The sequence below is a fragment of the Herbaspirillum sp. VT-16-41 genome, from assembly GCF_001994935.1.
GTDB classification, from domain to species: Bacteria; Pseudomonadota; Gammaproteobacteria; order Burkholderiales; family Burkholderiaceae_D; genus Herbaspirillum; species Herbaspirillum frisingense.
Genome location: NZ_MUXB01000101.1, coordinates 76,691 through 98,564 on the forward strand (window position 1 = coordinate 76,691; position 21,874 = coordinate 98,564).

The 21,874-nt window shown below is 64.3% G+C and carries 17 protein-coding genes; 2 read left to right on the top strand and 15 right to left on the bottom strand.

Annotated elements, in window-relative coordinates:
• Positions 1-152 precede the first annotated feature (152 nt).
• Together BTM36_RS28975 and BTM36_RS11305 are read right to left on the bottom strand one after the other, a co-directional pair.
• Positions 153-419, bottom strand: a complete 267-nt coding sequence (locus BTM36_RS28975) for a hypothetical protein (protein ID WP_039874891.1) — start codon at positions 417-419, stop codon at positions 153-155.
• Between the two features lie 329 nt (positions 420-748).
• Positions 749-1,870 (bottom strand): cupin domain-containing protein, encoded by a 1,122-nt coding sequence (locus BTM36_RS11305; RefSeq protein WP_174616839.1) that lies wholly within the window; start codon positions 1,868-1,870, stop codon positions 749-751.
• A gap of 223 nt (positions 1,871-2,093) precedes the next feature.
• Between BTM36_RS11305 and BTM36_RS11310 the strand changes: the two genes are divergently transcribed.
• A complete protein-coding gene (locus tag BTM36_RS11310; RefSeq protein WP_006462695.1) occupies positions 2,094-2,633 on the top strand; it encodes a peptidylprolyl isomerase in 540 nt (179 codons plus the stop codon).
• Positions 2,634-2,767: 134 nt separating this feature from the next.
• Here the strand turns inward: BTM36_RS11310 and BTM36_RS11315 are convergent, their stop codons facing one another.
• The 6 genes from BTM36_RS11315 to BTM36_RS11340 all read right to left on the bottom strand — a co-directional run bounded on the left by BTM36_RS11315 (position 2,768) and on the right by BTM36_RS11340 (position 12,278).
• Positions 2,768-3,709: a hypothetical protein gene (locus BTM36_RS11315; RefSeq protein WP_077236349.1), complete on the bottom strand. Its 942-nt coding sequence runs from the start codon at positions 3,707-3,709 to the stop codon at positions 2,768-2,770.
• A gap of 43 nt (positions 3,710-3,752) precedes the next feature.
• Entirely contained in the window at positions 3,753-6,440 is a 2,688-nt protein-coding gene (gene mutS / locus BTM36_RS11320) for a DNA mismatch repair protein MutS (protein WP_077236350.1), read from the bottom strand.
• Positions 6,441-6,690: 250 nt separating this feature from the next.
• Complete coding sequence (locus BTM36_RS11325; RefSeq protein ID WP_077236351.1) at positions 6,691-7,698, bottom strand: NAD(P)-dependent alcohol dehydrogenase; 1,008 nt, start codon at positions 7,696-7,698, stop codon at positions 6,691-6,693.
• 159 nt (positions 7,699-7,857) lie between these two features.
• Positions 7,858-9,453, bottom strand: coding sequence for a DHA2 family efflux MFS transporter permease subunit (locus BTM36_RS11330; RefSeq protein WP_174616840.1), 1,596 nt, complete (start codon positions 9,451-9,453; stop codon positions 7,858-7,860).
• Between the two features lie 30 nt (positions 9,454-9,483).
• The gene (locus tag BTM36_RS11335) at positions 9,484-10,719 is read right to left on the bottom strand and encodes an HlyD family efflux transporter periplasmic adaptor subunit (RefSeq protein ID WP_174616841.1); all 1,236 of its coding nucleotides are present in this window, start codon (positions 10,717-10,719) and stop codon (positions 9,484-9,486) included.
• Between the two features lie 5 nt (positions 10,720-10,724).
• Complete coding sequence (locus BTM36_RS11340; protein WP_139347131.1) at positions 10,725-12,278, bottom strand: efflux transporter outer membrane subunit; 1,554 nt, start codon at positions 12,276-12,278, stop codon at positions 10,725-10,727.
• 255 nt (positions 12,279-12,533) lie between these two features.
• On the opposite strand from BTM36_RS11340, the gene BTM36_RS11345 reads away from it, so the two are divergent.
• Complete coding sequence (locus BTM36_RS11345; protein ID WP_077236353.1) at positions 12,534-13,136, top strand: TetR/AcrR family transcriptional regulator; 603 nt, start codon at positions 12,534-12,536, stop codon at positions 13,134-13,136.
• A gap of 10 nt (positions 13,137-13,146) precedes the next feature.
• On the opposite strand, the gene BTM36_RS11350 is transcribed toward BTM36_RS11345, so the two are convergent.
• The 7 genes from BTM36_RS11350 to BTM36_RS29260 all read right to left on the bottom strand — a co-directional run bounded on the left by BTM36_RS11350 (position 13,147) and on the right by BTM36_RS29260 (position 21,807).
• Positions 13,147-13,527: a Panacea domain-containing protein gene (locus tag BTM36_RS11350; protein ID WP_254426979.1), complete on the bottom strand. Its 381-nt coding sequence runs from the start codon at positions 13,525-13,527 to the stop codon at positions 13,147-13,149.
• A gap of 61 nt (positions 13,528-13,588) precedes the next feature.
• Positions 13,589-14,887 carry a guanine deaminase gene (gene guaD / locus BTM36_RS11355; RefSeq protein ID WP_077236354.1) on the bottom strand — a complete coding sequence of 433 codons (1,299 nt, stop codon included), beginning with the start codon at positions 14,885-14,887 and terminating at the stop codon, positions 13,589-13,591.
• A 199-nt stretch (positions 14,888-15,086) separates the two neighbouring features.
• Positions 15,087-16,151 (bottom strand): xanthine dehydrogenase accessory protein XdhC, encoded by a 1,065-nt coding sequence (gene xdhC, locus BTM36_RS11360; protein WP_077236355.1) that lies wholly within the window; start codon positions 16,149-16,151, stop codon positions 15,087-15,089.
• 22 nt (positions 16,152-16,173) lie between these two features.
• Positions 16,174-18,543, bottom strand: a complete 2,370-nt coding sequence (gene xdhB, locus BTM36_RS11365; RefSeq protein ID WP_077236356.1) for a xanthine dehydrogenase molybdopterin binding subunit — start codon at positions 18,541-18,543, stop codon at positions 16,174-16,176.
• A 44-nt stretch (positions 18,544-18,587) separates the two neighbouring features.
• Positions 18,588-20,063: a xanthine dehydrogenase small subunit gene (gene xdhA, locus BTM36_RS11370; RefSeq protein WP_077236357.1), complete on the bottom strand. Its 1,476-nt coding sequence runs from the start codon at positions 20,061-20,063 to the stop codon at positions 18,588-18,590.
• 323 nt (positions 20,064-20,386) lie between these two features.
• Entirely contained in the window at positions 20,387-21,688 is a 1,302-nt protein-coding gene (locus BTM36_RS11375; protein ID WP_077236358.1) for an NCS2 family permease, read from the bottom strand.
• The gene (locus tag BTM36_RS29260) at positions 21,685-21,807 is read right to left on the bottom strand and encodes a hypothetical protein (RefSeq protein WP_256385241.1); all 123 of its coding nucleotides are present in this window, start codon (positions 21,805-21,807) and stop codon (positions 21,685-21,687) included. Before BTM36_RS29260 ends, BTM36_RS11375 begins: the two co-directional genes overlap by 4 nt.
• Between the last annotated feature and the right edge of the window lie 67 nt (positions 21,808-21,874).

The following is a 21,874-nucleotide window of genomic DNA, read 5'->3' on the forward strand; positions in this document are numbered from 1 at the left end:
TCTGATGCGTTCTGGAGGGATTGGCGAGGGGGGGGGGCAGGAGGACAGATGTCCGCCGCCTGAACTGGCCTGGAGGTGTCGAAGAGTGCGGGGAAAATCTGGACGAAAAAAAACCGGTCTTGCGACCGGTTTTTCTGACAATAATCCGAAGATTACTTGGCAGGAGCGGCTTCAGCCGGCTTTGCGTCAGCGGCCGGAGCAGCGTCAGCAGGCTTGGCAGCGTCAGCAGCCGGAGCAGCGGCGTCAGCAGCCGGGGCAGCAGCAGGAGCGGCATCAGCCGGCTTTGCGTCAGCAGCAGGAGCTGCAGCGGCAGGAGCTTCAGCAGCGGGAGCAGCAGCAGGTGCAGGAGCTTCTTCCTTCTTGCCGCAAGCAGCCAGGGCAACAGCCAACAACGAAGCGATCAACAGAGTCTTTTTCATGAATATTCCTTCAATATTTAAAAATTGTGCGATGAATAATTACCGGTAATTATCGCTCTACTGGGAGGCTTTCGCCGCAGGCTAAGACCTTGCGGTCGGGCTTCGGTTCTTGCTTCTTTTTACTGCCGAAACATCTCCGGACAACGAAAACTTCTCAGCCCGTCATTATAGCTATTTTTTTCCGAAATCACACCGGCGCCTATCTTTTTCGTAAGAATTTGTAAGTTCTTACATCTAAAACCATGCGCCCGGAAGGCCTTTGCTGGAGCCGGTTCCAGAGTTTTCCTAAAGTGATTTCTAGGTCGCTTCCACTTAAAGTTGAAGCATTCTCAAACAAATTCGATCCAGCCACTTTCATACCACTGGTGGAGCGCTTCCAGCAGGTCTTCCGAGGCCAGCGCGAGATCGGTTTTTTCGAGTGCGCGGGAGTCCGCGAGACGAGCAAGAATCGTCTTGTCCTGACGTCCGACCTGGAATGACTCGCCATTGATGAACACGTGCGAGCCGCGATACAGCATGCGCGTCTTGCGATGCAATACCAGACCACGTTTCTTGGCCCCCTGGAAAAAGCGAGCAAAGGAGATTTCCTCGCCGCGTGGCTCGAAGAAAACGCTGGGTTTCGGCTCCGACAGATGTTCGCCCAGGAAGATGGTGATGTCGTCGTCGGTGAAGCGGATCTTGTTGAGTTCGTCGCGGATGCGCGTGATCATGTCCGTCTGCAATTCGGCCGGGCGGGCGCTGGTCTTGAGATCCGGATCGGCATAGCGGCCGGGCAGATCGATGGTATCCATCATGAATTCCAGGAAGGATTCGCCCAGTTCCTGGTAGGCCGGTGCGCGGAAACCCACCGAATAGGTCATGCATTCACCCACGGCCACGCCGTCATGGGCGTAATGCGGCGGCAGATAGAGCATGTCGCCGGGTTCCAGGATGAATTCTTCTTCCGGCTGGAAGTGGCTCAGGATCTTCAGTGGCACGCCTTCTTCCAGCGTCAGGTCGTCCTGGGCGCTGATGCGCCAGCGGCGCTGGCCATGGGCCTGCAGCAGGAACACGTCGTAGGAATCGAAGTGCGGACCGACACCGCCGCCGTCGGTGGCGTAGCTGATCATCAGGTCATCCAGGCGCGCATCGGGTACGAAGCGGAACTGGCGCAGCAAGGCATCGGCCGCGGGGTGATGCAGGTTCACGCCCTGTACCAGCAGGGTCCAGGCCTTTTGCTTCAAGGGCGGGAGCTTGCTGAACGGGCCGTGCTGCATGTCCCAGCCATCTTCGCGATGGGTGATCAGACGCGACTCGACGTCCTCGCGCCGGGCCAGGTCGAACAGTTCCTGGCGCGGCAGGGGCGCGGAAAAACCGGGAATGGCATTGCGGATCAGCAGTGGCTTCTTGTGCCAGTAGTCACGCAGGAATTGGGCGGGCGTGATGCCGCCGAGCAGATCGAGTTTTTTCATGCCCGCCATTATAGGCGTCGGGGCGCGGCCGTACGGCATCGGCGGTGGTGAAGTTTGATGCAGGTATAATTCCCGGGTCGAGAAACCGTTTGAAAGAGTCCTTGCCTCGCGGGAATGGCAAGGGGATGGTTCTTAGGCCCCAACCCGGGTGGCAGGTGTCCCGCGCGACCAGACCGCAATACCTGCCGCTCCCGCACCACTATCGATACAAAGGACCCTTACGATGAAGATCGCAAAGAATACCGTCGTTTCCGTCAACTACAAGCTGTCGGATGCCCAGAACAACCTGATCGAGCAGAGCAGCGAGCCGATGGTCTACCTGCACGGCGGTTACCAGAACACCCTGCCCAAGATCGAAGAAGCACTGGACGGCAAGGAAACCGGTTACAGCACCACCATCCAGGTCGAACCGGAAGATGCCTTCGGCGAATACGACTCCGAGCTGGTCAAGATCGAACCCGTCGAGCGTCTGCCGCAGCCGCTGGAAGTGGGCATGCAGTTCGAAGGTTCGCCCGACGACGACAGCGAAGAATCGGTCATCTTCACCGTCACCGAAGTGGCCGACGGCAAGGCCGTGCTGGATGGCAACCACCCGCTGGCCGGCATCGCCCTGCGCTTCGAGTTGAACGTGACCGAAGTGCGCGCCGCCTCCGAAGAAGAAGTCGCCCACGGCCACGTGCATGGCGCCCATGGTCATCATCACCACCATGATGAAGATGACGGCGAAGCCGGCGATCATTTCCGTAGCCAGCCGCTGAACTGATTGCTGAACGGATGGCTGCAGGGTGATCCAGGCAGCCGACGCTGAGGCAGCAGATCAAGCAAGAAGACAAAACGCCCGCAGAATTATTCTGCGGGCGTTTGTTTTTTCTGAATCAAAAGGAAGGGGAGGCCCTTCTAGCGCCGCTCTCCATCGGCATCCGCGACGGCGAACAACTGGGGCAGGTGATCGTCCACCACAACCTTGAGCCAACGCTCCCCCACGCCCACATTGCCGAGGTTGCCCGTCCACAGGATGTGCGCCGGGGCCTTGGCCTTGGGCGCCTGCGCATGCACCACCAATACGCGGCCGGGGAACTTGCCGGCCAGTTCGGAGAACAGGCGGCGCGTCTCCGCAAAGCCGTCGCGCTGGGTGCGGAAGAAGGAGCGTCGCGGTGGCGGGCCAAAGGGGTTGCCGTCGCTGAAGAAGACGATGGCCGCGCTCTTCTTCAATGCCGCAAAGGCGAACAGGTGCTGCAGCCAGTTGCGGTTGGCGATCAGCCTGTCCTCGAACTCGTTGTTGCGGCCGCCGTCGAGCAGGAAATGATTGTTGCCGGCCGGCAGATTGACGGTGGCGAAGAGCACGTTGCCGACTTCCCAGCGGGTGTTTTCGGCATAGCTGCGGAACTTGGGCGTGAGCGACTGGCGCAACATCGGCAGGCGGGTGGCCCCCAGCGAGAATTCGCCGGCATAGAAGATGTCGCGCATGCGCGCCAGTCGTTCGATGGCATCCGAGCGGTTTTCGCGGTCGCGGCAGGTGATCCAGTCGCTGCCGGCCAGCGACAGGAAGATACCGTTCTGCGCCTGCGACAGCATCTCGTGACGCTGGCTGTAGAGATTGTCGTCGCAGCTTTCCGAGGGTGACTTGATGCCGTTGACCACCACGAAGGCCAGGTTGTCGGCATCGGTCTCGGCAATCTCGCGCCGCAGTTTTTCCTCGCCGGCACTGCCAGCCAGGGCGTGATTGATGACGCCGAACGAGAAATCCTGCGGCGCCGCCCAGCCGCGACCGGCCACCAGGGCGGTGGCCACGGTCAGCAGGGTGTACAGCAGGATGCGTGGGACCGGGCGGCTCGTCATGCAGTCTCTCTGCGGTGGTAGGGGGCTGACCGGAGGCAGCCTCTTATTGAGCCCGGCTCAGGGCCTTGAGCTGATACAGCGCCTCCAGCGCCTGGCGCGGCGTGAGGGCATCGGGGTCGATGCCGTCCAGCGATTGCAGCAGGGCCTGGGCCAGCGGATCAGGTTCGACCACCTCAAGGGCGTTGCGTTCAGCCAGGGCATCCTGTTGCTTCACGTCCGACTCCGATTCCATGAAGGCCGGCGCACTGAACAGGTCAAACTGCGGCGTCGGTTGCATGGATTGGCTTTCCAGCGCCGACAGGTGCTTGCGGGCCGCGCGGATCACCGGTGCCGGCACGCCGGCCAGCTGCGCCACCTGCAGGCCGTAGCTCTGCGAGGCCGGGCCGCTTTGTACCGCGTGCAGGAAGACGATGCTGTCCTTGTGCTCCACCGCCGAGAGGTGGACGTTGGCCGCCGTGGGATGGATGTCCGGCAACTGCGTCAGTTCGAAATAGTGGGTGGCGAAGAGCGTAAAGCTGCGCGTCACGTCGATGAGGTGCTTGGCGATGGCCCACGCCAGCGCCAGGCCGTCGAAGGTGGAGGTGCCGCGCCCGACCTCGTCCATCAGCACCAGCGAATGCTCGGTGGCGTTGTTGAGGATGGAGGCAGATTCGGTCATCTCCACCATGAAGGTCGAGCGCCCGCCGGCCAGATCGTCGGCTGCACCGATACGGGTGAAGATGCGGTCGATGGGGCCGATCACGGCACCGCTGGCCGGCACGAAGCTGCCCACGTAGGCCAGCAGCGTGATCAGCGCCACCTGGCGCATGAAGGTCGATTTACCGCCCATGTTGGGGCCGGTGATCAGCAGCAGCTTGCGCTCGGCCGCCAGCTGGCAGTCGTTGGCGATGAAGCGTTCGATCTGGTTTTCCACCACCGGGTGGCGGCCCTGCTCGATCTGGATGCAGGGTTCGTCCACCAGCTGCGGCGCGCACCAGTTGTTGCGCACGGCGTGGTCGGCGAGGGCCACCAGGGTGTCGAGCTGTGCCAGCGCGTGGGCGATGGACTGCAGGCGCAGGATGTGCTCGCCCATGTCGTTGAGAAGCTGTTCATAGAGGAACTTCTCGCGCGACAGCGAGCGTTCCTGCGCCGACAGCGCCTTGTCCTCGAAGGCCTTGAGCTCGGGGATGATGTAGCGCTCGGCGTTCTTCAGCGTCTGACGGCGGCGGTAGTCTTCCGGCACCTTGTCGGTCTGGCCGTGGGTGACTTCGATGTAGAAGCCATGCACCTTGTTGTATTCCACCCGCAGGTTGGCGATGCCGGTGCGTTCGCGCTCGCGGGCCTCCAGTTCCAGCAGGTACTGGCCGGCGTTTTCGGACAGGCCGCGCAGTTCATCGAGTTCCGCATCGAAGCCGCGTGCGATCACGCCGCCATCGCGCACCATGGCAGCCGGTTCCAGCATGATGGCGCGTTCCAGCAGGTCCAGGCATTCCACCGGCGTGGCCAGGTCTTCATGCAGCTGGCCCAGGAGTGGCGCATCGGCGTCACGTCCGCACATTTCCACATAGGCGCGCAGCGAGCCCAGTTGCTGCAGGCCGGCGCGCAGGCCGGCCAGGTCGCGCGGACGGGCCGACAGCAGGGCGATGCGGGTGGTGATGCGTTCGATGTCGGGTACGGCCGCCAAGGTGGCCGACAGGCCCGAGCAGGCGTCCGTGCGCATCAGGGCATTGATGGCCGCATGGCGCGCCCGCGCCACGCGCTGGTCGCGCAGCGCGTGATGCAGCCAGTGGCGCAGCAGGCGCGAGCCCATGGCGGTGCGGCAGTGATCCAGCGTGGAGAACAGGGTGGGCGCCAGCGCATTGGCATCCTGCGCGCGGATGGTTTCGGTCAGTTCGAGGTTGCGGCGGGTGGCGGCGTCCAGGCCGATGAATTCGTTCTCGGACTCGACCGTCAGCGTGCGCACGTGCTGCAGGCCGCGCCCCTGGGTGGATTGCGCATAGCGCAGCAGCGCGCCGGCCGCGCAGATCGCCGGCCCCAGGCCATCGGCGCCAAAGCCGTGCAGGGTGGCCACGTTCAACTGTTCCAGCAGGGCCTTTTCTCCGCTGGGCTGGTCGAAATGCCAATCCGGCACCGTCACGGCGCGGTTGGGCAGCAGCGGCTCGCACAGTTCCAGCTGGCCATCGGCCACTAGCACCTCGGCCGCCGAGATGCGTTCCAGTTCCTGCTTCACGCGGCCGTCCAGCAGGGTGGTCTCGACCGTGAATTCCATCATCTTCAGCGCGCCGCTGGCCATGGACAGCCAGGCCAGGCCCACCTGCATCTGCTTGCGTGACTTGGAGGGCAGCAATTGCATGGCCAGCAGGCAGCGTTCGGCCTTTTCGGGCAGCAGGTCAGAGTCGGTCAGGGTGCCGGGCGTGACCACCCGTACCACCTTGCGCTCCACCGGCCCCTTGCTGGTGGCGGGATCGCCGATTTGCTCGCAGATCGCCACCGACTCGCCCAGCTTGATCAGCCGCGCCAGGTATTGCTCCACCGAGTGGAAGGGCACACCGGCCATCTTGATCGGATTGCCGTTGGAGGAGCCGCGCTGGGTCAGGGTCACGCCCATCAGGCGCGAGGCCTTCTCGGCGTCGTCGAAGAACAGTTCGTAGAAATCGCCCATGCGGTAGAACACCAGCGTGTTGGGGTGATCTGCCTTGATGCGCAGGTACTGCTGCATCATCGGCGTGTGGGCGGCGAGGTCTTTGGTCATTGGTCACTCATGGCGATGCGAGGATCGCGTCTTGCAAGTTCGGGAAGGCGCTTGCCGTGCGGGCAGGTCCGGATCGGGCGGGATCGACGGGCCGGGGCTGACGGCAGGGAGTCCATCAGGCGGCCTGGCAGGCAGGTCGCCAGAAATCAAAAATGCGGACCGTGGTCCGCATGCTTGAGCCGGGATTGTACGCGCTTGGCCGGGTGCAGCCAAGCATGCGGGCGGGCAGTGACCGGATTGGCCGGTGGGTTCAGTCGAAGGAAATGACGATCTTGCCCGCATGTTCGCCCCGTTGCATGCGGGCAAAGCCTTCCGCCGCCCGCGCCAGCGGGAAGCTGGAGTCGATCAGGGGCTCGATGCGGTGCATGGTCATCATCCGGATCATGGCCTCCAGTGCGGCACGCGAGCCCACCACCACGCCCTGCATGCGGATCATGGGGCCGATCAGCTGGCGGATGTTGAGCGGTGTTTCCATGCCGCCGACGAAGCCGATGACACCCACAAAGCCATTGAAGCGCACCGCCGTGAGCGATTCGCCCAGGCTGCTGCCGGTGGTCTCGACCACGATATCCACGCCGCGCCCCGCGGTGGCGGCGCGCACGGCCTGGCCCCAGGCCGGGGTCTGGCGGTAGTTGATGACGGTGTCCACGCCCATGTCGCGCATCAATTGCGCCTTCTCGTCCGTCGAGGTCAGGCCGATCACCCGTGCGCCGGCGGCGCGGGCGAACTGGGCCGCGAACAGGGCCACTCCACCGGTGCCTTGTACCAGCACCGTCTGACCGGCCTGCAGGCCGCCTTGCTGCAAACAGGACCAGGCGGTCAGGGCGGCGATGGGCAGGGTGCTGGCCTGGGCGTCAGAGAGGTAGTCCGGCGCGGCCACGGCGTCTTCGGCCGGCACCACCACGTAGTCCTGCAGCACGCCGGTCAGCGGTCCGCCCAGGCTGCCGCTGCTGCGTTGCTCGGGCGTGAGCGCACCATCGCGCCAGCCCTGGAGATAGACCGGGATGACGCGATCACCAGGCTTGAAACGGGTGACATCCTCGCCCACGGCTTCGACCACGCCACAGGCATCCGAACAGGGGGTGTAGGGCAATGGTAGGGAAGGCATGTAGCCGCCGCAGAGGATGGCGAGGTCGCGATAGTTCAGGCTGGCGGCCTTGACCTTGACCAGGATCTCGCCGCGGCGGGCTGTCGGGGTGGGCAGATCGACCAGGCTGAGACGGTCGATGGCGAAGGCGTCGGCTTGCAGGGCTCTCATGCGCACGGTCTCCTCGGGAGGTGAAGCAATGGGATGGCGCAGTCTAGCAAAATCGCTGCCGGCGTGTCGGAGCGCAAAAAAACAGGCGGCCACCGAAGTGGCCGCCTGCCCAGTCCGCAGGGGGTGGACGGACTGTGGGGGGAGGGGGGGCGGGTCTCGTCAGTGCGCAGACGAGGTATCAGCCACGCGGCTGGGTTTGGGCGCCAGCCACACTGCCAGGGCGGCCAGCGAGAAGGACACCGCCGCCATCATGAAGATGTGATTGGTGGCCAGCATCACCGCCTGGTTCTGTACCGTCTGTGCCAGCGAGGCGGTGGCCTGATCGGGGCTCATCCCCGCAGCCACCATGCTGTTGACGGCTTCGCCACCGCGATCGACCAGGCCGGACAGTTCGGCATGGAAGAAGGTCGCATCGTTCTCCCAGCTGGTGTTGACGATGGAGGTGGCGATGGCGCCGGCCATGGTGCGGCAGAAACTCATCAAGCCGGCGGCCGAAGCGGTTTCTTCCTCATTGACGCTGGACAGCGCCAGACCGGTCAGCGGCACGAAGAACAGCGGCAGTCCGATGCCCTGCAGGAACAGCGGCCAACCGATCTGGAAGAAGGACATGTCGGTCGTGTTGAAGGCGCGCAGGAAGGTGATGAAACCCAGCCAGGTCACACCGATGCACACCAGCTTGCGGGCATCGATGGTGGTCGACATCTTGGCCACCATGGGTGCGGTCATCACCGCCAGGATGCCGGTCAGCGCCGAGATGAGGCCAGACCAGGTGGCGGTATAGCCCATGTAGCCCTGCAGCCAGAGCGGCGTCAGCACCACCGAGCCGAAGAAGGCGCCAAAGGCCAGGCAGATGGTGGTCACGCTGGCCGTGAAGCCGCGATGACGGAATACCCGCAGGTCGACGATGGGGTTGCGTTCGGTCAGTTCCCAGATCAGGAATGCGATGAAAAACACCACCGCCGTCACCGCCAGCAGCACGATTTCAGTCGAAGCGAACCAGTCCTTTTCCTTGCCTTCATCCAGCATCAGCTGCAGCGCCGCGACCCACACCACCATCAGGATCAGGCCCACGCGATCGATCGGCAGCTTGAACGTCCTGGTTTCGAAGCGCTTGAGCATGCGCCAGCCGAGATAGCCGCAGATCAGGGCCACCGGCACGTTGATCCAGAAGATGTAGGGCCAGCTGTACTGGTCGCACAGCACGCCGCCCAGGATCGGGCCGGCAATCGGCGCCACCAGCGTGGTCATGGCCCACAGGCCTACCGCAGCGGGCGCCTTTTCCTTGGGGAAGATGCGCAGCAGCAGGGTCTGCGAGAGCGGCATCAGGGGACCACCGGCCAGGCCCTGCATCACGCGGAAGGCGATCAGCATGCCCAGCGAATTGGCCAGGCCGCACAGGGCCGAGAACAGCCCGAACATGACCATCGACAGGATGAAGACGCGCACCGTGCCGAAGCGGTTGGCCAGCCAGCCGGTCAGCGGCACCGTGATGGCTTCGGCCACCGCGTAGGAGGTGATGACGTAGGTACCCTGGCTGGTGGAGGCGCCAAGCGCCCCGGCGATGGTCGATACCGAGACGTTGGCGATGGTGGTATCGAGTACGGCGATGAAGTTGGCCGCCGCCAGCAGGATGCCGGCGCCGACCAGCTGGGCGCCGCTCAGTGGCGCTTCGAACAGCGCCGGCTGGGCGGTGGGAGGAGGTGTGGGCGGAGATGCGGGCGGCGAGCCGGCATCTGCGCTGAGTGTGGATGACATGGGAAACCTCGTCTTCTCGTGAGGCCCGCCTTACAGCGCGGCAGCCTTGGTCTCGGTGTTCTGCGCGGTCTTGGGCTGGAGGTCGCCGGCCTGGATCTGGCCACGGGTATCGATCTCCACCACCATCGACAGGCCCACCGACAGCGGGCGCTGCGCCAGTTCCTTGGGGTCCAGCGAGATGCGCACCGGCAGGCGCTGGACCACCTTGATCCAGTTGCCTGTGGCGTTCTGCGCCGGGATCACGGCAAAGGCCGAGCCGGTACCGCCGGAGAGGCCCGTGACCACGCCGTGGTATTCCACCGAGCCGCCGTAGAGGTCAGCCTTCATGGTCACCGGCTGGCCGATGCGCACCTTGGTCAACTGGCCTTCCTTGAAGTTGGCGTCCACGTGCATCTGCTGCAGCGGCACCACCGACAGCAGGGTGGCGCCACTCTGCACGCGCTGGCCGACCTGCACCTGGCGGCGGGCGATCACGCCGTCGACGGGGGCGCGCAGGACGGTACGTTCCAGATCCAGGCGGGCCTGGTCGAGCTTGGCGCGGGCCAGTACCACTTCGGGGTTGTCTTCCACGGTGGTGTTGGCAGTCAGCACCGTGCTGGCCTTCTGCGCACCCTGGGTGGCCTTGATGTTGGCGCGTGATTGCACTTCGGCCGCGTCGGCTGCCTTCAGGTTGGCCTGGGCGGTCAGCAGGGCGGTGCGGGCGTTGCTCAATTCCTCGCCCGAGACCGAGCCCGACTTGGCCAGCGCTTCGCGGCGCTGCAGGTCGATCTCGGCACGCTTGAGATCGGCCTGGGCCGACAGCAACTGCGCACCGGCGCGCTTCTGCTCGGCTTCGCGGGCCAGCACCTGGGCTGCCAGGCCGGCGTCATTGGCGAAGAAGCCCTTGACCTTGCGCTCGGTGCGGTCCAGGTCGGCAGCGGCCTGATCCACTGCCAGCCGGGCGTCGGCGTCATCGATGCGCACCAGTACCTGGCCCTTCTTGACGGCCTGGGTATCGACCACATCCACGGCCGACACGATGCCGTTGACGGCCGGGGTGACGGTGGCGATCTCGGTGGCGGTGTAGGCGTTGTCGGTCTCGACATAGCGCGAGCCGATCAGATACCAGTAGGCGCCGTAGCCGACGGCCGCGATGGCGACCACGCCTCCGAAGATGGAGAAGAGCTTCTTGCGCTTTTGCGCGGCCGCGGCCTGGGCGGCGGCTTCATTGCGTTGCTTGGCGTCGTCGGCCAGGGTCTGGGTCGCTTGGGAATCGCTGTGGGACATGATGATCAACCTTTCGCTTGCGTATTTGGCATATCGTTGTGGGGCGCGTCGGCGCTGTTCTGGCGGCTGCTGTCGTCGGTGGCGCGGTAGCCACCGCCCAGGGCGCGCACCAGCGCGACATCCAGGGTGAACATGCGCGAGCGCAGATCGGAGAGCTGGCGCAGGTTGCTGATGAGCGTGTCCTGCGCATTGAGTACGTCGAGGTAGTTGGCCAGGCCGCCGTTGTAACGGTTGCTGACGATGCGATAGGCCTCCTCGGCCGCATCGGCGGCGGCTTGCACGTCGGCCAGGCGTCCGGCCAGGGCTTTTTCGCTCACGCCGACATCGGCCACGTCCTGCAGCGCCTGGGTGACGGCCTGGTCGTAGTTGGCCACGGCTTCGTCATAGCTGGCGCTGGCGGAGCGGAACTGCCCGCGCAGGCGACCGCCGTTGAAGATCGGCAGCGAGATCGCCGGGCCGACGCTGCCGATGTCCGAACCGCTGCGCGTGAGCATATCGATGCCCAGCGACTGGAAACCGAAGTAGGCCGTCAGGTTGACGTTGGGATAGAAGGCCGCGCGCGCCACCTTGATCTGCTTGCCGGCGGCTTCTGCACGCAGACGTGCGGCCACGATGTCGGGCCGGCGGCCCAGCAGTTCTACCGGCAGTTGCGCCGGCAGGGCGAAGGGCTTGGACAGGTCGATCTGCGGGCGGACCAGTTGCAGGCCACGATCCGGCCCGGCGCCCAGCAGCGCGGCCAGCTTGTTGCGCTGCAGGCCGATGGATTCGTCGGTGGCCTTCAGGTCGGCCTGGGCGATGGCGCGACGCGCTTCCATCTGTTTGACCGAACCACGCGTTTCCAGGCCGTTGCCGAAGCGCTGGTTGAACAGGTCCAGGCTCTCCACCCGCACCTTCAGGGCGGCTTCGTTGGTATCGCGCTGGGCGTAGAGCTGGGCCAGGTCGGCATAGGCCGAGGCAATCGAGGTGGCCAGCGTGATACGGGCCTGGGCGGCATCGGCGCGGCTGGCTTCCAGTTCCGAGGTGGCCGAGGCCAGTGCTGCGCGGTTCTTGCCCCAGAAGTCGATCTCGTAGCTGAAGTCCAGGGTGGCGCGGGTTTCGTTGTTGTAACCCTTGGGGACGAAATCGGGCGGCACGCCATTGTTATAGGACTGCTTCATCCGGTCCAGCGAGGCATTGGCGCTGATCTGCGGATACAGCGCCGCACCCTGCTGCTGGGCCGCGCCTTCGGCCTTCATCAGCCGCGCCTTGGCCACAGCCATGGAGGGCGCGCCTTGCAGGCCTTCGGCGATGAGCGCATCCAGTTGCGCGTCGCCATAGACCTTCCACCACTGGTCGTTGGGCCAGGCGGCCTGCACTGCGGTGGCCGCCAGCGTCTGGCTTGCTTGGTACTGCGCGATGGATTTGGGTTCGGCGCGTGGGCCGAGATCGGTGAAGGAGGCGCAGCCTGCCATGAGCGTTGCCGTCAGCACGGCGGCCGAGGCCGTCACGGCCCGTCGCCAGGGCTGAGGACGTCGCGGCGACGGCGAACGCTGACCGTGGAGAGATGAATTGTTATTCATGTTCGTGGAGTGTGGAGTGAACAACTGAAGCAGAAATGCCTGGTTTTAAAACTGTACAGTTCAGTATAGTATTTGGTTTTGTGAATAGTCAAGACTCATTGCGAGAAATTACTCGTCTTTGTGCGGCAAAGCCGCAACAGCGAATTTGGACGGGCAATTGATGTGAATCTGGCGGCTTTGGATGGCTTCTCCGCCTATAATTCGACATTGGCCGCAGCAAGCACCGCGATGCCGGCCGGCACCACAGGAAAATTCATGCGCAAGAAAAGTGAAGAACGCCGCCAGGCAATGATTGACATCGCTGCCGAGGTGTTCAACGAAATCGGTTTCGAAGCAGCCTCGATGGCGGAAATCTCGGCCCGGGTCGGCGGTTCCAAGGCCACGCTCTACAACTATTTCAACTCCAAGGAAGAAATCTTCGTGGAGGTGATGATGAAACAGGTGGGGTGCCAGTTCGAAGAACTGTTCATGGCCCTACGCAACGAAGACGATCTGAAAACCGGTTTATTGCGTCTGGCGACGCATTATTTGAGTGTGGTGTTCCGGCCGGAGGTGATTGCCGTCAAACGGTTGGCCTCGTATTACGCCGGCAAGTCCGATCTGGGCCCCATGCTCTACGAGCGCGGCCCCCGTCGTGGCTGGACCCGCATCGCCGAGTTCCTGAAGGTCAAGATGGACGAGGGCAAGCTGCATGGCGGCGATCCCTGGATCGCGGCCATGCAGTTCCGGGGCTTGATGGAGGCGGAATGGATGGAGATGCGCGTGCTCAACGTGGTCACCGAAATCACGCCGCAACAGCAGCGCGAATCGGCCGAGCGGGCGGTCCAGGCATTCATCTACCTGTACCAGCCACGCTGAGGCGGGTAGCTCAGAAGCTCAATGCGGCCGCGTGCTGGTAGGCGATCGTCATGCCCATCGGTGTGGCGATCCAGGCCTGTTCCCGGTGGGAGGCTTCCGAGATATCGTTGGCCGTCATCCTGGCAAAGCGCTTCTTGATATCGAGCAGCAGGGCCAGTTCCTCTTCATCGAAGCAGTTCCGGTCCGACGCCAGCAGCGGCAGGACCTGCGTTCCCTCGATGACGCCCACCTTCACTTCCACCTGGCGAATCAGGCCACGTTGTTCCAGCAGCGAGAACAGCAGCCGGAACGCCGAAGGCACCGGCCCATACGGCAGGCGTTCATAGGCCAGTCCGGACAGGCTGCGTCCCCGTTGCTTGTAGAGAAAAAGATAAAGAAAAGGCAGACGCAAAAAAGCCCGGCTCACCGCAACGGCAAGCCGGGCCACATGATGGCGGCCTGATGTGAAGCGATTAGCGCTGATGCACCTTCACCCCCGCCGAATAGGTCGCGGCAATGGCGCGGTCGTCCCCCAGGATGGCCAGGGCGAACAATTGTTCTTCCAGGCTGTCGGTGGTCGCACTGCGGCGCGCCAGCAAGGGCGTGGCCTGCGGATCAAGGACGATGAAGTCGGCATCACAGCCCGGCATGAAGCTGCCGATGGTCCCCTCCAGTTGCAGGGCGCGTGCGCCGCCCAGGGTGGCGAGGTAGAACATGCGCTGCGCCGGCAGATAGGTGCCGCCCATGCGCGCCACCTTGTACAGCTCGTTCATGGTCTGCAGCATCGAGAAGCTGGTGCCGCCACCGACATCGGTGGCCAGCGACAGCGGTACCCGTGCCGCGTCGGCGCGGGCAAAGTCGAACAGGCCACTGCCCAGGAACAGGTTGGACGTCGGGCACAAGGTCGCAGCCGACTGCGTGGCCGCCATGCGCGCGCGGTCCTGGTCGTCCAGCCAGATGCAGTGCGCATACAGGGCGCGCTGGCGCATGAGGCCGTAGCCGTCATAGACGTCCAGGTAGCTGCGCGCGTCCGGGTAGAGCTCCTTGACCCACTTCACTTCGTCGGTGTTCTCGGCCACATGGGTCTGGATATACGTATCCGGATACTGCGCCGCCAGTTCACCGGCCAGCTTCATCTGCGCATGCGTGGACGTCGGTGCGAAACGCACGGTGATGGCGTAATGCTGGCGTCCCTTGTTGTGCCAGCGCTGGATCAGCGCCTCGCTCTCGCGTACGCCGCTCTCGGCCGTGTCACGCAGGAAATCGGGGGCATTGCGATCCATCAGGCATTTGCCGGCCACCATGCGCAGGTTGCGCGCATGGCTGGCGGTGAAGAAGGCATCCACCGACTGCGGATGCACGGTGCAATACACCGCCGCACTGGTGGTGCCATTGCGCAGCAGTTCGCTCAGGAAGAAGTCGGCCACTTCGGCCGCATGCTCAGGCTGCTGGAAGCGACGTTCGGCGGGGAAGGTGTAGTTTTCCAGCCAGGGCAGCAGTCCCGGGGCGGGTGAACCGATGATGTCGGTCTGCGGGTAGTGGACGTGGGTATCGATGAAGCCGGGGCAGAGGATCTTGCCGCGCAGGTCCTCGATGGCGTTGCCAGGCGGCAGGCTGGCGGCCAGCGCGGCGTAGTCGCCGGCGGCCTGGATCTTGCCGTCCTGGACCAGCAGCAGGCCGTCGTTGTGCCAGTGCGTGGCGTGTTCGTCGAAGGCGGGATCGTTGCTGAAGAACAGCAGGCTGGCGCGGTAGGCTTGCAGGGATGGGCTCATGGTATTTCCTCGTTGCAGGCGGCCTGGCGCTCATTGGGCGCAGACCGTCGATTCAATATTCATCATACTGGAAGGCACAGACGTGAAGATGCTTTCCGTACAGGGATAGGGTGGAATCGATGGGGAAATCCGATCGTGTCTGGCGCCTGGAGCAGGACCGGTGACGTGGATTTCCGGAGGGTGACGGCAGGGTGTTCCTTCAGCCTCTGCCGTCCAGAGCGTGTGTGACCAGGGAAGAGGGATAGCGTTGCGCGGCCGGCTGGCGGGACCGCAATTCCCACAACTGCATCAGTTGGGCCACCACCGCGATGGCGATGCTGGCCGGTTCCTTGCCATAGATGCCGGGAATGCCGATGGGGCAGGTGATGCGTTCCAGCTGCTGCGCGCTGAAGCCGCGTTCGGCCAGGCGATGTTCGAACTGCCGGCGCTTGGTGATCGACCCGATCAGGCCGAACCAGGCCGCATCCCCGCGTTTCAGGATGCGTTCGGTCAACTGCTGGTCGAGGGCGTGGCTGTGGGTCATCACAAGATAGTACGCACCCGGCTCGGCCATGTCCACCGCGGCATTGGGCACGTCGGTGGCTTCGGTGGTGATCTGCGCCGGCAAGCCGGGCGGGAACATGTCTTCCCGCTCATCCACCCACAGCACCCGGCAGGGTAGCGTGGACAAGACCTTGACGATGGCGGCACCCACATGACCGGCGCCGAACAGCACCACCTGCGGCTGGTGCGCACGGCACAGGTCCAGCAACCAGCGGCGGCCCTGTTGGTCGCGCACCAGTTGCGTCTGGCTTGCTGTACGCGCCATGTCCTGCAGCGTGTGCTGCGGGCCATCAGGTTGCAGCAGTTGCATGGGCTCGGCATGGTCCAGTGGCAAGGCCCGCCACCGGTCATTTCCACGGGTCCATGATTGCTCCAGTGCCTGCCACAGCCGCAATGCCTCGGCATCGCTGGCTATCCGTTCGAAACAGAGAAACACCACGCCACCACAGCATTGTCCCAGGCTGGGACCCAGTGCGATGCGCTCCAGCCGCCGCTGCCCATCCAGCTGGTCAGGATTGGCCAGCAGCATGGCGCGTGCGATCTGCGCGGCGCGCCATTCGAGGTGGCCGCCGCCAATGGTGTCGAACTGCGCATCGGCGGTGTAGAGCATGCGCGCCCCCGATTCACGCGGTGTCGACCCCTGGCTCTGCGCCACCGTCACCAGTACGGCCGGTGTGCTGCTCTGCTGCATGCGGCGCAAGGCGGCTAGCCATGTCGTCATGATCGCTCTCCGAGGGTCTGGCTTATTGCACCGCTGCGGCCGCGCGGACCGCATCGACCGCATCGAGGATGGCCTCGCTGGTGGCCGGTGCGTGCAATGGCGGGTTGATGCGATGCCCACCCACTGCCGAGACCGCATCGCGAATGGCCAGGAACACCGAGAACGGCAGCAGCAGCGGCGGCTCGCCCACTGCCTTGGAGCGGTGGATGGTGTCGGAGACATTGCTGTTGCGATACAGCTCGGTGCGGAAGGCTTCCGGGCAATCCGAGATGGCCGGGATCTTGTAGGTCGAGGGGGCGTGCGTCATCAGCTTGCCGTCCTTGTTCCACCATAGTTCCTCGGTGGTCAGCCAGCCCATGCCCTGGATGAAGCCACCCTCGACCTGGCCGATGTCCAGCGCCGGGTTCAGGCTTTCTCCGGCGTCGTACAGCAGGTCGGCCTGCAGCAGTTTCCACTCCCCGGTCAGGGTATCGATCACCACTTCCGACACCGCCGCCGCATAGGCGAAGTAGAAGAAGGGATGGCCGTGCATGCGCTTGGCGTCCCAATGCACCTTGGGCGTGGAATAGAAGCCATCGGACCACAGCTGCACCCGTTGCAGGTAAGCCTTCATCACCAGTTCGACGAAGGCGATCGATTGCTCGCCGGCCATCACCAGGCCATCGGCAAAGCGGATGGCCGATGCGTCCACGCCGAAATGCCGGGCCGCCACCTGGGCCAGCCGTTCGCGGATCTGCAGGGCCGCATCCTGCGCGGCCTTGCCGTTGAGGTCGCTGCCGGTGGAGGCGGCGGTGGCCGAGGTGTTGGCGATCTTGCTGGTGTCGGTCGCGGTGCAGCGCACCTGCTCCAGCGGCACGCCCAGCGCATTGGCGACCACCTGCGCCACCTTGGTATTGAGCCCTTGCCCCATCTCCGTGCCGCCGTGGTTCACCAGCACCGAGCCATCGGTATAGACGTGCACCAGCGAACCGGCCTGGTTCAGGTGCGGCACGTTGAAGGAAATGCCGAACTTCACCGGCGTCAGTGCCAGGCCTTTCTTCAGCACCGTATTGCCGGCATTGAAGTCGGCAATCGCCCGGCGCCGCTCCTGGTAGCGGCTGCTCTTTTCCAGCTGGTCCACCAGGCCGTGGATGACGTTGTCTTCCACCTTCTGGCCATAGTGGGTGACGTTGCGCGCCGCCGGCCCTTCTTCATCGCTGGGGCCGTAGAAATTGGTGCGGCGGATCTCCAGCGGATCACGCCCCAGGTTGCGGGCGATCTCGTCGATGATGTACTCGATGGCCAGCGCCCCCTGCGGTCCGCCGAAACCGCGGAAGGCGGTATTGGACTGGGTGTTGGTCTTGCCGCACATGGCGTGGATTTCCACGTCCGAAAGGTAGTAGGCATTATCGAAGTGGCACACCGCCCGCGTGGCCACCGGGCCGGACAGGTCGGCCGAAAAACCGGCGCGCGAGATCATGTCGATCTTGGCTGCCAGGATGCGCCCGCTGTCGTCATAGCCGATCTCGTAGTCGTAGGCGAAGCAGTGCCGCTTGCCGGTGACCATCATGTCGTCATCCCGGTCGGCGCGCAGCTTGACCGGACGACGCAGGCGCGCCGCCGCCACGGCAGCGGCGCAGGCCCACAGCGCCGATTGCGATTCCTTGCCACCGAAGCCACCGCCCATGCGCCGGCATTCCACCAGCACATCGTGCGAGGCCAGTTTCAACACGGTGGCGATATGGTGCTGCATCTCGCTGGGGTGCTGGGTCGAGCAGTACACGTGCATGCTGCGCCCCTCCTTGGGGATGGCATAGGAAATCTGCCCCTCCAGATAGAACTGCTCCTGTCCGCCCACATCGAACTGGCCGCGCAGCTTGTGCGGTGCCAGCGCCAGGGCCACCGCCGGTTCCCCGCGCGACAGGTGCATCGGCGGCAGTACATAGGATTGCGCGGCATGGGCGGCGCGTGGCGTCAGGACCGGCGGCAGTTCTTCGTAATCGACCACCGCCAGGCGCGCGGCGCGGCGCGCATGGTCGTGACTGTCGGCCACCACGATGAACATCGGCTGACCCACGTATTGCACCAGCCCATCGGCTAGCACCGGATCGTCGTGGATGATGGCCCCGCATTCGTTCTCGCCCGGAATGTCCGTTGCGGTGAAGACTGCGACCACACCGGTGGCCGCCTTGACCTTGTCCAGGTCGATGGCGCGCACTCTGGCATGGGCCTTCTGCGACAGGCCCAGGGCCGCATGCAGGGTCCCCTGCAGTTCCACGATGTCGTCGGTGTAGGTGGCTTCGCCGGTCACGTGCAGCAGGGCCGATTCATGCGGATGCGGCTTGCCCACGGTGGCCCAGTCTTGCGGCGGTTGTACCAGGGTATTGAGGAATTGTTCGCTTTGCTTGTTCATGCTGTTCTCCTGCGGATTCTGTCGATAGGCTGTACGCGATGCACTCACGCCGCGAAGGCGCGCACATCCTGGCGCGCCAGCGGCGCCTCGCTGCGGGTTTCCAGCCAATAGCGATAGAGCAGGTTCTGCGCGGTGCGCAGGCGATAGGCGGCGCTGGCGCGCATGTCCGACAGCGGGGCGTAATCCTGGGCCAGCGCGGCCATGGCAGCGCGCACCTGTGCCTCGTCCCACACCTTGCCTTGCAACAGTGCCTCCGCCTGTGCGGCGCGTTTGGGCGTGGCGGCCATGCCGCCGAAGGCGATGCGCGCTTCGGTCACGATGTCACCGTCCATGCGCAGGGCAAAGGCAGCACAGACCGCCGAGATATCCTGGTCGAAGCGCTTGGAGAGCTTGTACACGCGGAAACGCACATCCTTGCCGGGCAGCGGAATACGTACGGCCTGCACCACCTCGTTGGCTTGCAGGGCCGACTTCTGATAGGCCAGATAGAAGTCTTCCAGCGGCATGACACGCTGACCGTCCACGCCGGCCAGCACGATCTGTGCACCCAGCGCGATCAGCCAGGGCATGGAGTCGCCGATGGGCGAGCCATTGGCGACATTGCCGCCCAGGGTGCCGGCGTTGCGCACCGGCATGGAGGCAAAGCGCTGCCATAGTTCGGACAGCTCTTGCGGATAGTGACGGGCCGCTTCGGCATAGGCATCTTCCAGCGAGACGCCGGCCCCGATCTCCAGCATGCCATCCTGCACGGACATGGCGCGCAGTTCTTCCACGCGACCGATGTAGAGGATGTCACCCAGCTCGCGCATCTGCTTGGTCACCCACAGCCCCACATCTGTGGAACCGGCCAGGATGCGCGCCTTGGGCAGCTCGGCGCGCAACTGCAGCAGCTGCGCCAGCGTGCGCGGGGCGTGGAAGGTCTGGCCGCCATGGGTCACGGCCAGCGGCGCGTCGCGGTCGATGGCGCGTAGCGCGGTCTTGACGGCATCACGGTCGAAATCCACCTTGGGCAGTTCGCCCATGCGGCGTGCCGCATCGATGATGGGGCGATAGCCGGTGCAGCGGCACAGGTTGCCGGAAAGGGCGTCATCGATCTCGCGCTTGGACGGCGTGACGCCGTCCTGGTCGTGCCTCAGGTACAGGCCCCACAGCGACATCACGAAACCCGGCGTGCAGAAGCCGCACTGCGAGCCATGACATTCCACCATGGCCTGCTGCACCGGGTGCAGGCAGCCATCGGCCTGCTTCAGGTCTTCCACGGTGAACAGCGCCCGGCCGTCCAGGGTGGGCAGGAACTGGATGCAGGAGTTGACCGTCTTGAGCTCCAGCTGATCATTGCGCAGCTCGCCCACCACCACGGTGCAGGCTCCGCAATCGCCTTCGGCACAGCCTTCCTTGGTGCCGGTGCAATGCAGGTCTTCGCGCAGATGCTGCAGAACGGTGCGGGTCGTGGGTTGGCCTGCTACTTCGTGGGTCTGGCCGCGAAAGTAGAACTGGATGGGGCGGATGGTCTCTGGCATTTGGCTTTACTCAATATGGATTGTCTACAAAACAGACTGCTTTATGGCGCGCTCCAGGGCGTATCGTGGGGCGTGCTTCTTATTGTTGGATCTGCTTTCAGGCGGCATGTCCGCTCGGGGCGGCAGCCGGCCTGTGGTGTCTCCCGTGGCCAGATGGCATTCAAGAAACGTGCCGGGGTCGTCAAAAGAGGAAACGGATTGTCCGCAGCCTATTGTTGCGGACGATTGTCGGGTTCCCTCTTGTCACGATCCCGAAGAGGCAGCCCCTGTCGTTGCGGGCCGCCTCTTCGATGGTTCAGATTACTTCATGACGCTGCATGCGCTCATTCGCCACCGAGGTAGATGATCTTGAACAGGAAGATCGCAGCGATGATCCAGATTACCACCGACACGTCCCGGGCGCGACCGGTGAGCAGCTTCAGGCCGGCATAGCTGATGAAGCCCAGTGCCAGGCCATTGGCGATCGAATAGGTGAAGGGCATCACCAGCGCCGTGATCACGGCCGGCACGCATTCGGTGGTGTCGTCCCAGTCGATGTGCACCAGTTCGCGCAGCATCAGGCAGGCCACGAAGAACAGCGCCGGTGCCGTCGCATAGGCCGGCACCACGCCAGCCAGCGGTGCGATGAACAGGCACAGCAGGAACAGCACCGCGATGGCCACGGCGGTGAGGCCGGTACGGCCGCCGGCCTGCACGCCGGCGGCGCTCTCGATGTAGGCGGTGGTGGACGAAGTGCCCAGCAGGGAGCCGGCGACGATGGCGGTGCTGTCGGCCATCAGGGCCTTGTTCAGGCGTGCCATCTTGCCGTCCTTCATCAGCCCGGCGCGGGTGGCCACGCCCATCAGGGTGCCGGTGGCGTCGAACAGTTCCACCAGGAAGAACACCAGCACCACGTTGATCAGGCCCATGGAAATGGCGCCCTTGATATCCAGTTGCAGGAAGGTCGGGGCAATCGAGGGCGGTGCGGCGAAGATGCCCGAGAAATGGTTGCCGCCGAAGACGAACGACAGCACCGTCACCAGCAGGATGCCGATCAGCAGCGCCCCGCGCACCTTCAGGCGGTCCAGCGCCACGATCACCAGGAAGCCGATGACGGCCATCACCGGCGCCGGCTGGTGCAGGTCACCGAGGGTCACGAAGGTGGCCGGATTGGCGGCGACGATGCCGGCGCTCTTGAGCGAAATGATCGCCAGGAACAGCCCGATGCCGGCCGGGATGGCCGTGCGCAAGGAGCGCGGAATGCTCTGGATGATCAACTCGCGCACACGCAGCACGCTCACCAGCAGGAACAGGCAGCCCGAGATCAGCACCGCGCCCAGCGCGGCCTGCCACGGGAAGCCCATGCCCTTGACCACGGCATAGGCGAAGTAGGCATTGAGCCCCATGCCGGGTGCCAGGCCGATGGGGTAGTTGGCGTACAGGCCCATGATGAGCGTGCCCACGGCAGCGGCCACGCAGGTGGCGACGAACACCGAGTCCTTGGGCATGCCGGCGTCCCCCAGGATGGAGGGATTGACGAAGATGATGTAGGCCATCGTCAGGAAGGTGGTGAGCCCGGCCAGCAGCTCGGTGCGCACGGTGGTGCCGTTTTCTTCCAGGCGGAAGAATCTGTTCAGGGCGTTCATTGTGGGTTGTCTCCGTTGGGTCCTTTTTTATGCGCCGGAAAACCCGCCTGCAGCGGTGGCAGGCAGAAGGTGGGCGTTGCTGTTGTCTTGGCAGCGTTCGTAATGTCGTTGAATTTCATGATGCGCGATGTAAGGGCCGGGGCATAGCCATTATTGGGCTGGGGTTATAACGGTCGGATTGGCGGA

What these genes read in the sequence shown, in the direction of transcription:
- BTM36_RS28975 (WP_039874891.1), bottom strand. Translation starts at nt 419, where the DNA reads ATGAAAAAGACTCTGTTGATCGCTTCGTTGTTGGCTGTTGCCCTGGCT.
- BTM36_RS11305 (WP_174616839.1), bottom strand. Translation starts at nt 1,870, where the DNA reads ATGAAAAAACTCGATCTGCTCGGCGGCATCACGCCCGCCCAATTCCTG.
- BTM36_RS11310 (WP_006462695.1), top strand. Translation starts at nt 2,094, where the DNA reads ATGAAGATCGCAAAGAATACCGTCGTTTCCGTCAACTACAAGCTGTCG.
- BTM36_RS11315 (WP_077236349.1), bottom strand. Translation starts at nt 3,709, where the DNA reads ATGACGAGCCGCCCGGTCCCACGCATCCTGCTGTACACCCTGCTGACC.
- mutS (WP_077236350.1), bottom strand. Translation starts at nt 6,440, where the DNA reads ATGACCAAAGACCTCGCCGCCCACACGCCGATGATGCAGCAGTACCTG.
- BTM36_RS11325 (WP_077236351.1), bottom strand. Translation starts at nt 7,698, where the DNA reads ATGAGAGCCCTGCAAGCCGACGCCTTCGCCATCGACCGTCTCAGCCTG.
- BTM36_RS11330 (WP_174616840.1), bottom strand. Translation starts at nt 9,453, where the DNA reads ATGTCATCCACACTCAGCGCAGATGCCGGCTCGCCGCCCGCATCTCCG.
- BTM36_RS11335 (WP_174616841.1), bottom strand. Translation starts at nt 10,719, where the DNA reads ATGTCCCACAGCGATTCCCAAGCGACCCAGACCCTGGCCGACGACGCC.
- BTM36_RS11340 (WP_139347131.1), bottom strand. Translation starts at nt 12,278, where the DNA reads ATGAATAACAATTCATCTCTCCACGGTCAGCGTTCGCCGTCGCCGCGA.
- BTM36_RS11345 (WP_077236353.1), top strand. Translation starts at nt 12,534, where the DNA reads ATGCGCAAGAAAAGTGAAGAACGCCGCCAGGCAATGATTGACATCGCT.
- guaD (WP_077236354.1), bottom strand. Translation starts at nt 14,887, where the DNA reads ATGAGCCCATCCCTGCAAGCCTACCGCGCCAGCCTGCTGTTCTTCAGC.
- xdhC (WP_077236355.1), bottom strand. Translation starts at nt 16,151, where the DNA reads ATGACGACATGGCTAGCCGCCTTGCGCCGCATGCAGCAGAGCAGCACA.
- xdhB (WP_077236356.1), bottom strand. Translation starts at nt 18,543, where the DNA reads ATGAACAAGCAAAGCGAACAATTCCTCAATACCCTGGTACAACCGCCG.
- xdhA (WP_077236357.1), bottom strand. Translation starts at nt 20,063, where the DNA reads ATGCCAGAGACCATCCGCCCCATCCAGTTCTACTTTCGCGGCCAGACC.
- BTM36_RS11375 (WP_077236358.1), bottom strand. Translation starts at nt 21,688, where the DNA reads ATGAACGCCCTGAACAGATTCTTCCGCCTGGAAGAAAACGGCACCACC.
- BTM36_RS29260 (WP_256385241.1), bottom strand. Translation starts at nt 21,807, where the DNA reads ATGAAATTCAACGACATTACGAACGCTGCCAAGACAACAGCAACGCCC.